We start from the raw sequence: 12,196 nt of genomic DNA on the forward strand, positions 1-12,196 counted from the left end.
CCCACTCGTTCCGAATTTCATCCTGAATAAGCCCCCGAATGCGCTTGAATTCGCCAGCGATTCGACCGCAATCTACTCAGCGTTCGTAAATAGTGAACCCCGGCGAACAATAAAATGTCTGCCAATTCCCGCTTCGAGGCAAGCTGAAAGCGCATCCAAGCGGACGAGGGACCGTCCATGAATGAACAGTCGATTGCGTTGGAGGAAAGCTGGAGGGAGGCTCTCGACGGCGAATTCGCTAGTCCTTACATGCAGCAGCTCAAGGCATTCCTCGTCGCCCAGAAACAGGGAGGCAAGCGGATATTTCCCAAAGGATCGGAGTACTTCCGCGCTCTTGATCTGACGCCACTGGCGGACGTCAAGGTTGTTGTCTTGGGGCAGGATCCTTATCACGGGCTCGGCCAGGCGCATGGCCTTTGTTTCAGCGTTCGACCGGGCGTTCGAATCCCACCGTCGCTCGTCAATATCTACAAGGAAATGCAGAGCGATCTGGGCATTCCGCCGGCTCAGCACGGATTCCTGGAGCATTGGGCGCGCCAAGGCGTCCTGTTGCTGAACAGTGTGCTGACAGTTGAGGAGGCGCAGGCTGCGTCGCACCAGGGCAAGGGCTGGGAGCGCTTCACCGACGCTGTCATCCGCAAGGTCAATGATGAATGTGATGCCGTCGTCTTCATGCTCTGGGGCGCCTATGCCCAGCGCAAAGCCGCCTTCGTCGACACGTCACGTCATCTGGTGTTGAAAGCGCCGCATCCATCGCCGCTTTCCGCGCATAACGGGTTCTTTGGTTGCGGCCATTTTTCCAAGGCTAATGCCTTTTTACAAGCACGCGGCCGGCCGCCGATCGACTGGCAGCTGCCTGCGGCTCCACATGATGTCTAGGCTCTTTCTGAACGATTTCATTTTGTCGTTCACTAAAAAGAGACAATGCGTTCCGGTCGACGGGACTATTCCGATTGGCCGTTAGCGATCATCTATACCCCATCCGAAGCCCGCGAGGCGGGCAAGAAAGGGGTCTCAAATGCTCGACCAAATCAAGGGCCTGCACCACGTCACATCGATGGCGGAGGATGCCCGCATTAACAACCAGTTCTTCACCAACGCGCTCGGCCTGCGCCGCGTAAAGAAGACCGTGAATTTCGACGCGCCCGACGTCTATCACCTCTATTATGGTGACGAGACCGGTGCGCCCGGCACGATCATGACCTACTTCCCGTTTCCGAAGATGCCGAAGGGTCGCCCTGGAACCGGCGAAGTCGGAACCACGGTTTTCTCGGTCCCGCAGGGCTCGATCGGCTTCTGGAGCGATCGCCTGAACAAACTTGAGGTCACCGGTCTGAAAACCGAGGAAACGTTCGGTGAAAAGCGCCTGAACTTTGCCGGTCCCGATGGCGACGGTTTTGCTCTTGTCGAAGTCAAGGATGACAATCGGCTGCCCTGGACGCACGGCGGCATCAGCGAGGATCATGCGATCCGCGGGTTCCACTCGGTTGCCATGCGATTGCGCGATGACGGTGCCACGTCGGAACTGCTGAAGTTCATGGGCTACGAAGTCCAGGAAGAAGGCGATGGCGTCAAGCGCCTGACCATTCCGGGTGGAAATGGCGCGCATCTCGTCGATCTTGAAATGATGCCGAACGTTTCACGCGCTTTGCCGGGTGCCGGTTCAGTCCACCATGTCGCCTTCGCCGTAGAAAACCGCGAGAAGCAGCTCGAAGTACGCAAGGCTCTGATGGACACTGGCTATCAGGTGACGCCCGTCATCGATCGCGACTATTTCTGGGCGATCTACTTCCGTACGCCGGGCGGCATCCTGTTCGAGATTGCGACCAACGAGCCCGGTTTCAACCGTGACGAGGACACTGCGCATCTTGGCGAAGCATTGAAGCTGCCACAGCAGCATCAGCACCTGCGCGCTCTCATCGAGCAGCACCTGCAGCCACTTGAAGCCTAAGGGGACGCGCGATGACCGATAACAGCTATGTGCACCGGCTGCAGGTCGGTGCACCTGGAAAGCCCATCCTGTTCGTATTGCACGGAACGGGCGGCGACGAAAACCAGTTCTTCGATTTCGCGCGGCGCCTGCTGCCGGAATCGACGATCGTCTCGCCGCGCGGCGACGTCTCGGAGTTTGGTGCGGCACGTTTCTTCAAACGCACTGGCGAGGGCGTCTACGACATGACGGACCTTGCCCGCGCAACGGAGAAGATGGTCGCTTTTGTCGGAACGCTGGCGAAAGAACATGAGGCGACTGATATCCTCGGACTTGGCTTCTCGAACGGGGCAAATATTCTTGCCAACGTGTTGATCGATAAGGGACTGTTCGATGCGTCGGTGCTGATGCATCCGCTGATCCCGTTTCAGCCGAAGGCGAACACCGCACTGGCTGGGCGCAAGATATTGATCACCGCCGGTGAGCGCGACCCGATCAGCCCTGCGCCCGTCACGAGGGCCTTGGCCGACTATTTCGGAGCCCAGAATGCTTCTGTCACGACGGAATGGCATGCAGGCGGGCACGATATCCGGCAGAACGAAATCGACGCCATTCACAGGTTCTTCGAGCCATATCGCTAGGCGGCTCTTGTCGGATGGCCCTCGGCCATCCGACAGACCTCATTCGAATGCGGAGGGGGATAATCCAATAGGCTTATCTCTGGTTGTGAAGCGTCTCCGTTGTTCCGCAGCAATGAATGGGAATATGATCCTGGTTCAGGCGGAGCGGGCGGGGATATTTGGTAGGGCAATGGGTCGCATTCGCCGAAACGGGCAAGGCGTTTTGCGGCAATCGTCGGTTCAAGCGGCTCGTTCTGGTGGCCCGCTGTGACCATTGGAAGAGATGGTATAAAGTCGATTGCGGCGGCACCAACGGGTCGGTGTCGCCGGGCTATTGCTGGGTATGCGCGGTTCCGATCAATCCGCACCCATCGCATGTGCTGCGAGACAACAGAGAGTACTCAAGCGGAGTTTCGAAATTGAGTGTTGCCTTCGTCAAAGAAGAAAGTGCCGAAGCTGCTTCAGAAACGCTTTTGCCTGACCGTCCAATTTCGCCGCATCCGAACCTCGTTACGGAAGCGGGATTGAAGGCTCTGGAATTGCAGCTGCAGCAAGCTCGCGAGGCCTATGATGTTGCGAGCACAATCGAAGACGTGAATGAACGACGGCGGCAGGTCGCGAACCCGTTGCGGGATCTACGCTACTTTGCTGCACGGGCCCGCACGGCACAGGTTATCCCTGATCCGATTTCATTTGATACCGTTGCCTTTGGAAGCACCGTGACCTTCAGCCGAGACGACGGGCGCGTGCAGACATATCGGGTCGTGGGAGAGGACGAAGCTGATCCCAAAGCCGGATCGATTTCCTTCGTATCGCCGGTGGCAAGAACTCTCATCGGCAAAACCGTTGGAGATGTGGTCAGTGTCGGTGGTCAAGAGCTTGAGGTCATCGCCATCTCGTAGGTGTCTTCATTTTGGCATGCTGCGAATGCGACGGCCTTACAAGGCTTCTCGAACAGGCTATGGTTCTCTAATTCTGAAGCTGACCGCGTCTTCATGTTCTCTTAAGTAATTATCTTGAGATTGTAATCTCCCTGTTCCATGATGATCGCGATGCGAAGAATTTCGGGTCGTGCTTCATGACGATCGCTGCAGATCGCCTTAGCCGTGAACATGTTTCTTCGCCGTCGGCTGTCTTTACGGCTGTTAGACTTTGATCTTTATTTGTTTCGCAGGTGCTTGCTTGCGGTCGATCTGATTTAGGGACGTTGTATGAATTCGGAGTTTGCCGTTCGCCCGATGCGACCCGGTGAGTTAGAGCTAGTGCTCGAGTGGGCACGTCAGGAGGGATGGAATCCCGGCCTCGACGATTCGATCGCCTTCCACGATGCGGACCCGTCCGGATTTTTTGTTGGCGTGCTCGGGGAGGTGCCGGTCGCCTCGATTTCTGTCGTCAAGTACGGCGAGGATTTCGCCTTCCTTGGGCTTTATATCGTCCATCCGGATTTTAGGGGTAAGGGCTACGGCAAGACCATCTGGAATGCCGGGATGATGTCTGCGGAAGGTCGCAGCATTGGCCTGGACGGTGTCCCCGCGCAACAGGACAATTACCGCAAGGCGGGCTTCGAAGAGGCCTATCGGACGGTTCGGTATGGCGGTATGATTTCTGCCGTGCCGGAATCAACGCTGGTGGCACATGCCGTATCGGACAAGCTTGACGGATTGCTGCGCTATGACGCGACGATCTTTCCGGCTCCGCGGCCGTCGTTTGTGGCGTCGTGGTGTGCAACGCGCAAGGACCGGCACTCTGCCGTGGTGCGCAAGAGTGGCAAGATTCGCGGCTACGGAACCATCCGTCGTTGCTATGAAGGCTACAAGATCGGGCCGCTGTTTGCGGCCGACAAGGATAGCGCTGCAGCGTTGCTTTCGCTGCTGGCGCCTCATGCCAAGGGAGCGAAGGTCTTCATCGATATTCCGACCAGCAATGGCGAGGCGGTCGAGCTTGCCGAGAGCATGGGCTTGGTGCCGGTCTTTGAAACCGCTCGGATGTATCGGGGAACAGCGCCGGTCGTTCCACTGAAGAACGTCTTCGGCGTCACGACGCTGGAACTTGGCTAGTCCATAGGCGAGGCAGGAGCGGTCGAGGCAGCTCTCTGGGGGCGCCCTTTCTCGGCGATGGCGATGCCCCCCAAGGCGAGCCCAAGTGCAATCACATGGAAAAGCTGAAGGCGCTCGCCAAGCAGGGCCACCGACAACAGCGTTCCGAAGACCGGCACGAGGTTGATGAAGAGCCCGGCGCGATTTGCGCCGATTGTTTCGACGCCCTTGATGTAAAGAATCTGCGCAAGCAAGGAGGCGAAGATCGCCGTGTAGAAGGCAATCAGCCAGCCCTTGTTATCAGGTAGCTGTACCGCACCCTGTGTGTTTTCCCAAATGAGAAGTGGCACTGCGGTCAGCGTCGCGCCGAGCGCGGGGATGGCCATCAGCGTGCGCCAATCGAGCGGCGGTTTCCAGCGCAAGAAAATTGTATAGACCGAATAGGCGGCGACAGCGATCAGCATGAGCCCATCGCCGCGGTTGAGGCCCAGTTGCAGCAGAGTCGTCAGGTCGCCATGCGCGGCGGTCAACGCGACGCCGCCGAGTGTCATGGCGAAGCCGACGACTTGTGCAGGAGAGACGCCTGTGCGGAAGAAGACGAAATTCAGCAAGAAGATCAGCATCGGAATGCCGGCCTGCTCGATCGCAACATTGATCACGGTCGTATACTTGACGGCCGAGTAAAGCATGGCGTTGAAGAGCGTGTAGCCGATGACGCCGTAAAAGAAAAGCAGCGGCAGATTCTTGCGGACGATCGGCCAGTCGCGCTTCAATTGCGGTGCCGAAACGGCGGCGATGAGTGCTGTTGCAAGGAACCAGCGCAGAAACGTCAGCATCATTGGGCTGACGTGCCCAAGCGCGAGCTTGCCCGCCACCGCGTTTCCGCCCCAGCACAGCGCTGCGACGACGAGAGAAATATAAGCGGCGACCTGCACAGGCGATTCTTTCCGATGACGGCGATGTGGTTCTCAACCTCAGGGTATGATCGGCCAATAGCCCGATGATGGCTGATTTGTCACGTAAAAAGCCGATTCCGGCGGCATAACAGGGTCGCTTTCCCGGTAACAAAGCATTATAGATGCGCGGGTTTGAGAAGGGTGCGGTTAAATCCGCCTTTAACAGGAAGACGTGAATGACGAACGTAGTCGTGGTCGGTTCGCAATGGGGTGACGAAGGCAAAGGCAAGATTGTCGATTGGCTTTCAGAACGTGCGGACATCGTTGTGCGCTATCAGGGCGGACACAATGCAGGCCATACGCTGGTTATCGACGGGACCAGTTACAAGCTGTCGCTCTTGCCATCCGGCGTCGTGCGTCCCGGCAAAATGGCTGTAATCGGCAACGGCGTCGTCGTCGATCCGCATGCGCTGATTGCCGAGATCGAGAAGCTGGAAAAGCAGGGCGTGAAGATTTCTCCCGAGAACCTGCGCATCGCCGACAACGCGACGCTCATTCTTTCCCTGCACCGCGAGCTCGATGCCTACCGCGAAGATGCAGCCTCCAATAGCGGCACGAAGATTGGCACCACGCGCCGCGGTATCGGTCCGGCCTATGAAGACAAGGTTGGCCGTCGCGCCATCCGCGTGATGGATCTCGCCGATCTCGATACGCTGCCGGGCAAGGTCGACCGCATCTTGACGCATCACAATGCGCTGCGCCGCGGCCTTGGCGTCGCCGAGGTCAGCCACGACACGATCATGACTGAACTGACGTCGATTGCCGATCGGGTACTTCCCTACCGCGATACCGTCTGGCTTTTCCTCGACAAGGAACGCCGCAAGGGCGCCCGCATCCTCTTCGAAGGCGCGCAGGGAAGCCTGCTCGACATCGACCACGGCACCTATCCGTTCGTGACGTCCTCAAACACCGTTGCCGGTCAGGCTGCTGCCGGTTCGGGCATGGGGCCGGGGTCGCTCGGCTACATCCTCGGCATCACCAAGGCCTACACGACGCGCGTTGGTGAGGGTCCGTTCCCGACGGAGCTGCATGACGACATTGGCCAGTTCCTCGGCGAAAAGGGCCACGAATTCGGCACCGTAACCGGCCGTAAGCGTCGTTGTGGCTGGTTCGATGCGGCGCTCGTCCGCCAGTCGGTTGCAACCAACGGTATTACCGGGATCGCGCTGACCAAGCTCGATGTTCTCGACGGCCTGGAAGAACTGAAGATCTGCGTCGGCTACAAGCTGGACGGCGAGCAGATCGATCATCTTCCCGCCAGCCAGGGTGCGCAGGCTCGCGTCGAACCGGTCTACGTCACGCTTGAAGGCTGGAAGGAATCGACGGTCGGCGCCCGCAGCTGGGCCGATCTGCCGGCCCAGGCAATCAAGTATGTCCGCCAGGTCGAAGAGTTGATCGGGGCGCCCGTCGCTCTCCTGTCTACAAGTCCTGAGCGAGACGACACGATACTTGTGACCGATCCGTTTGAGGATTAAGGTCTCGGGTCATTATTCGTGCGGTTCGCGGCGCGAACCGCACTCCTAGAGAAAGTACGAATGGCGGATTTTATCGCAGTTATCCGGCGGGCGGTTGACGGCCTGTCTGAAAATACTCCCGAGATGCGGGTGAAAGTCTACGAGCGCGCTCGCGGTGCTGTGCAGCGGCAGCTCGAGAGTATGAAGCCGCGCCCTCCGGAAGCGATGTTGCAACGGCAGCTTGACAAGCTGGAGGCAGCAATTCGCGAAGTCGAAGCGGAACATGCCGAAGCCGTTCTTGCCGATGATGCTGCGCTCGCGGCCGAGCCTGCAGTCGGGGCAAGCGCCGATGCAGTCCATGAGCAGGAAGCAGGCGCTCCCGAACCGCTTGCGAGCGAAGCCGGAGTCGAAGTGCCAGCGCATGAGACGCCGGCCCACGAAGATCACGTGGCAGCCGAAGAATCTGCGCCTGCCTACGAAGAGCCAGCTCCTTATCACGAAGAGCCTGCGCCTTCCTACGAGGAGCCTGTCGCTGCTGAGCCGGAACATATCGCCCAGCAGGAGGAACATTGGGCGTATGAAGAGCCGCCGGCTCCTGTCGGCGAAGCCGAGCCTGTCGAACACGGGCATGCTGCTCCTTCCGAAGAGGTTGTCCACGAGGATCAGCACGGTCACGAGGAACACGTTTCTGCGCCCGAGGAGCCGCTTGTCGAACCGACCGAGCCGACCTACAAGGAACCGGCGCTGCAGCCGATTGCACGCGATTACGATATGACCAACCGTCTGGTTGAACCGGTCCTTGGGCTGGATCGTCCGCCGGAAGAATTCGTGGATCGCAGTCAGGAGGAGCCGCTCCACGCGGATGCCGCCGGGCATTTCGATCCGGTGTGGGCTGAGCCCGTAGAGGAAACGCCCGCGCCGCCGGCCAAGGATGCGCAGACGGATTGGGCGCTTGAAGAACTCAGGCAGTTTTCGGAAGCTGCGCCAGTTGCTCCCGCAAATGAAGCGGCACGCGCGTTTGAAGACGTCATCGCAGGGATCGACCATACGCCAGGCGGCGTGAAGATGCCCGCCGCGAACGAGGGCTTTTCCTGGGAGGCTGCGGCCTTCGACGATCTGCCGCCGATTGAAAACGGCAAGAAGGTTCAGGTCAACGCCCATTTCGATGACGGCGATCTCTTTTCGGAGATTCATGGTACGCCGGCAGCAAAATCCGCTTCGGAAACCAATCCGGCCTGGCAGGAGGCCAAGCCGCTTCGCGGATACGACAACCGTGGCGTCGTTGCCGAGGATGACGATGGCGCGGCCGATCTCGACAGTGCCGTTGCCGCGAAATTCCAAGGCAAGAATTTCCGGATGGAGCCGAAGCGCCGTCGGTTCGGCATCGGTTCCATCGTGACGATTCTCGTTGCGCTGGGCGTGGTGGGTGGCGGCGGATATGCCGCCTGGACCAATCAGGACGCGCTGTCGTCAATGGTGAAGAACCTCGTCAGCGCCGCTCCCTCGCAGAGCGCGAAGAACGAGCAGACGCCTGCCAAGCCCGATGCGGCAACGCCGCAGACCAGTGACGCAAAGCCGACTGATGCTAAAAAGGAAGTTGCTTCCTTGAATGACGGCGCTTCCGTCAATAACAAGTTCAACCAGCGGCTTCTTGCCGACGGTACAGAGGTCGATAGCGGCCCGGCCACGGTCCCGGGAACGCCGACGGCGGAAGGAAAGTCGGTGGCCGAACAGAACGTTGCTGCGGCTGATACCACGCCGCCAGCGGCGTCAACGCCTGCGACAGGTGCCCCGGCTGTGACCGCGCCAGCTGCGCCGCCGCCGGCGGCCGGAGCCACGCAAGCCGCGCCGCTCGGTTCCACCGAGAAGATGTTCTTGTACGAGGAGCGGATCGGCCAGAGTTCACCGACGGCCATCCAGGGCTCGGTCGTCTGGAGCCTCCAGCACGAGGCCGGCTCGGACGGCAGGCAGGAAGCGACGGTACAGGCGACGGTAACAGTTCCTGAACGCAACCTGTCGGCGCAACTGACCTTCAAGCGCAATTCCGACCCGTCGCTGCCGGCGAGCCACATCGTCGAGGTGGTCTTCTCGCTGCCGCCGAATTTTGAAGGCGGCGCCATCGAGAGCGTCCAGCGCATTTCGATGAAGCGAACCGAGCAGGATCGTGGCGACGCCCTGATTGCCGTTCCTGCAAAGATCACCGACGATTTCCACATGATCGCACTCAACGATTATCCGGATGCGCGCAAGGCGAATCTCGATCTCCTTTCAAGCCGCGACTGGATCGATATCCCGATCACCTATCGCAACGGTCGCCGTGCGCTTCTGACGATGCAGAAGGGTTCGACCGGCGGGGAAGCGTTCAACGCCGCGATCAAGGAATGGGCTGCTTTCGGCGACGTATCGACCAGCCAGTGATTGCCGGTTGAGACAAAAAGAAAGGGCGGAACCATCTGGTCCCGCCCTTTTCATTTGAAGAGAATTTGTGCCTTAGGCCGTGGCTTCGACGACCCGAACGGCCTTGGCGCGTTCGAGAGCCTCCTTGCGGACAGCATCCTGGACCTTTTCGAAGGCGCGGACCTCGATCTGACGAACGCGTTCGCGGCTGATGTCGAACTCGGCCGAGAGATCCTCGAGGGTTACCGGATCTTCAGAAAGACGGCGTGCCTCGAAGATGCGGCGTTCACGGTCGTTCAGAACGCTCATCGCCTTCGCCAGCATGTGGCGGCGCGTGTCGAGTTCGTCCTGCTCGATCAGAACATCTTCCTGGCTCTCATGGTCGTCGACGAGCCAATCCTGCCATTGGCCGGATTCGCCTTCCGAGGCTTTTATCGGTGCGTTCAGCGACGCATCGCCTGACAGGCGGCGGTTCATCGAAACGACCTCCTCCTCGGAGACGTTCAGCTTGGTGGCGATCTCAGCGACGTGTTCCGGCTTCAGGTCGCCGTCGTCAATGGCCTGGATACGGCCCTTGAGGCGACGCAGGTTGAAGAACAGCCGCTTCTGGTTGGCGGTCGTACCCATCTTCACCAGAGACCAAGAACGCAGGATGTATTCCTGGATCGAGGCCTTGATCCACCACATGGCATAGGTGGCAAGACGGAAACCGCGTTCCGGATCGAACTTCTTGACGGCCTGCATGAGGCCGACGTTGCCTTCGGAGACGACCTCGCCGATCGGCAAGCCGTAACCACGATAGCCCATTGCGATCTTCGCAACGAGGCGCAGGTGACTGGTGACGAGCTTGTGTGCGGCTTCGCGATCGCCATGTTCCGCATAGCGCTTCGCCAGCATATATTCCTGCTGCGGCTCCAGCATCGGGAACTTGCGGATTTCGTCGAGATAGCGATTGAGACCGGCTTCGCCGGCGGTAATGGACGGCAAGTTATTTCGGGCCATAAAGCACCCTCCTATCTGAATTCCGGTTCCCGATGGAACGCGCCCCTGCGTCGAAAGGCGAACCGGGACGTGCGGCTTTATCCAAGCCCGCACTAAGTCAATGTACAGATAAGTATGGCGGAACAGGGGTTCAAGGCTGCACACCGGTTCACGAAGGCGTTACTTTGGCTAGGCGCGGAGTGCGCTTGCCAACTCTTCCATGTCCTCGGGCAGCGGTACTTCGAAGTGCATGACTTCGCCGGTGCGCGGATGCTCGAATTGCAGCATATAGGCGTGAAGCGCCTGTCTTGCGAAGGCGTTCACGGTCTTCCTGGCGGCATCCGGAAGGAGATTTGCCTTTGTCTTGAAACCTGCTCCGTAGACGGTGTCGCCGAGCAGCGGGTGGCCGATATGCGCCATGTGCACGCGGATCTGATGGGTGCGGCCGGTCTCGAGGTGGCACTCGACGAGCGAGGCGAGCGACGTCGCGTCGGGGTTCTCGTGGAAGCGCTCGAGAACTTCGTAGTGCGTGATTGCTTCGTCGGCATCCTGCGTCTCGGCCCGTTTGACGGCTCGGCGCGTACGATCGCCGACGGCTCGGCCGAGCGAGGCATTGATCGTTCCGGTCAGCGTACGAGGACGCCCCCAGACGATTGCCTGGTACGCGCGCTCCAGCGGCATGGTCCGGCCGTGATCGGCAAACTGCAGCGACAGGTGGCGATGGGAGATGTCGTTCTTGGCGACGACCATCACGCCCGTCGTGTCCTTGTCCAGCCGGTGAACGATGCCCGGACGGCGGACGCCGCCGATGCCGGAAAGACTGTCGCCGCAATGATAGATCAACGCGTTAACGAGCGTGCCCGTCCAGTTGCCAGCCGCCGGGTGCACCACAAGGCCGGCGGGCTTGGAGATCACGATGAGGTCATCGTCTTCGTACAGAATGTCGAGCGGAATATTTTCGCCCCGGGGCGTGGGATCCTCCGGCTCGGGCAGCACTATCTCAAAGATATCGCCAGGACGCACCTTTTTCTGCGGATCGGCGAGGACCTTGCCGGCCACAGAGACCTGGCCTTCCTTGATCAGCGCCTTCACGCGACTGCGCGAAAACTCTTCGCCAAGCTGTGCGGTCATCCACGCGTCCAGACGGCCTTCGGCGTTCTCGTCGGCGGTGAGGACTTTTCTAATGCCGGATGCTTGTTTAAAGGGGTCGCTCAAGACGCTTCTTCTCCGAATTATTTTATAGAACGGAACGCCACATATGACGAATATCCAGCCAGAAGACGATCAGGACGAAAAGCCCCTCGATCCGGCGATGGAGCGTGTCCGGCGCAAGATGATCCGCCTGCAGATCGTCTCAGGCATCATCATGTTCGTGAGCCTTATGGCTGTCTTCGGCGCCGTTGTCTACAAGACGATGCGGGCGCCCGCGAAGGAGCCGGCGGCCGTCACGTCGGCGGGTGTGCCGTCCGATGCGCCGGTTTCTGTGACGGCAACGCTGCCGCCGGGCTTTGTCATCCAGTCGTCGTCGCTGTCGGGAGGCCAGATCATGTTTTTCGGGGCTAGCGCCGAGGGCGTCATGAAGTCGCTTGTCGTCGATATCCAGTCTGGGCGCATTGTTGCCGATGTGACGATCAACGGCGGCTAGGGCGATGTGGTCCCGCCTCATTGCCATTGAGCGCGCAGATGATCCTCGTATTGCGGACTTTCGCGATATCCGTGAGCGTGATCTGACCGGCCGGCAGAACCGCTTCATAGCCGAAGGCACGGTCGTCCTTCGCATGCTCGTGGAGGCGAGCCGCAGCGGCAGGTTTTCGACCGAAAA

11 protein-coding genes and 1 pseudogene are annotated in these 12,196 nt (G+C 59.7%); 9 read left to right on the forward strand and 3 right to left on the reverse strand.

The window, feature by feature from the left end:
* The first annotated feature begins 177 nt into the window (after window positions 1-177).
* The 5 genes from ung to PMI09_RS25540 all read left to right on the forward strand — a co-directional run bounded on the left by ung (window position 178) and on the right by PMI09_RS25540 (window position 4,607).
* Window positions 178-879 carry a uracil-DNA glycosylase gene (gene ung / locus PMI09_RS25520; protein ID WP_007801219.1) on the forward strand — a complete coding sequence of 234 codons (702 nt, stop codon included), beginning with the start codon at window positions 178-180 and terminating at the stop codon, window positions 877-879.
* 139 nt (window positions 880-1,018) lie between these two features.
* Complete coding sequence (locus tag PMI09_RS25525) at window positions 1,019-1,951, forward strand: VOC family protein (protein ID WP_007801221.1); 933 nt, start codon at window positions 1,019-1,021, stop codon at window positions 1,949-1,951.
* An 11-nt stretch (window positions 1,952-1,962) separates the two neighbouring features.
* Window positions 1,963-2,571 carry an alpha/beta hydrolase gene (locus PMI09_RS25530; protein WP_007801223.1) on the forward strand — a complete coding sequence of 203 codons (609 nt, stop codon included), beginning with the start codon at window positions 1,963-1,965 and terminating at the stop codon, window positions 2,569-2,571.
* Window positions 2,572-2,969: 398 nt separating this feature from the next.
* Window positions 2,970-3,452, forward strand: a complete 483-nt coding sequence (gene greA, locus PMI09_RS25535) for a transcription elongation factor GreA (RefSeq protein ID WP_007801225.1) — start codon at window positions 2,970-2,972, stop codon at window positions 3,450-3,452.
* 309 nt (window positions 3,453-3,761) lie between these two features.
* Window positions 3,762-4,607 (forward strand): GNAT family N-acetyltransferase, encoded by an 846-nt coding sequence (locus PMI09_RS25540; protein WP_007801227.1) that lies wholly within the window; start codon window positions 3,762-3,764, stop codon window positions 4,605-4,607.
* Here the strand turns inward: PMI09_RS25540 and PMI09_RS25545 are convergent.
* Entirely contained in the window at window positions 4,604-5,521 is a 918-nt protein-coding gene (locus PMI09_RS25545; protein ID WP_007801229.1) for a DMT family transporter, read from the reverse strand. The two genes, PMI09_RS25540 and PMI09_RS25545, sit on opposite strands and share 4 nt — an antisense overlap.
* Window positions 5,522-5,718: 197 nt before the next feature.
* Between PMI09_RS25545 and PMI09_RS25550 the strand changes: the two genes are divergently transcribed.
* Window positions 5,719-7,017, forward strand: coding sequence for an adenylosuccinate synthase (locus PMI09_RS25550; RefSeq protein ID WP_007801231.1), 1,299 nt, complete (start codon window positions 5,719-5,721; stop codon window positions 7,015-7,017).
* Window positions 7,018-7,077: 60 nt separating this feature from the next.
* The gene (locus tag PMI09_RS25555) at window positions 7,078-9,414 is read left to right on the forward strand and encodes a hypothetical protein (RefSeq protein WP_007801233.1); all 2,337 of its coding nucleotides are present in this window, start codon (window positions 7,078-7,080) and stop codon (window positions 9,412-9,414) included.
* Window positions 9,415-9,486: 72 nt separating this feature from the next.
* Here PMI09_RS25555 and rpoH read toward each other — a convergent pair whose 3' ends face one another.
* On the reverse strand, window positions 9,487-10,395 hold the full coding sequence (gene rpoH, locus PMI09_RS25560; protein ID WP_007801234.1) for an RNA polymerase sigma factor RpoH: 909 nt from the start codon (window positions 10,393-10,395) through the stop codon (window positions 9,487-9,489).
* A gap of 168 nt (window positions 10,396-10,563) precedes the next feature.
* Complete coding sequence (locus PMI09_RS25565) at window positions 10,564-11,589, reverse strand: RluA family pseudouridine synthase (RefSeq protein ID WP_007801236.1); 1,026 nt, start codon at window positions 11,587-11,589, stop codon at window positions 10,564-10,566.
* A gap of 43 nt (window positions 11,590-11,632) precedes the next feature.
* Here PMI09_RS25565 and PMI09_RS25570 point away from each other — a divergent pair, with 43 nt between their 5' ends.
* Together PMI09_RS25570 and PMI09_RS25575 are read left to right on the forward strand one after the other, a co-directional pair.
* A complete protein-coding gene (locus tag PMI09_RS25570) occupies window positions 11,633-12,019 on the forward strand; it encodes a hypothetical protein (protein WP_007801238.1) in 387 nt (128 codons plus the stop codon).
* A gap of 4 nt (window positions 12,020-12,023) precedes the next feature.
* Window positions 12,024-12,196 (forward strand): annotated as a pseudogene (locus tag PMI09_RS25575) (TrmH family RNA methyltransferase); the annotation flags it as partial.

The organism is Rhizobium sp. CF122 (assembly GCF_000282035.1).
GTDB lineage: Bacteria > Pseudomonadota > Alphaproteobacteria > Rhizobiales > Rhizobiaceae > Rhizobium.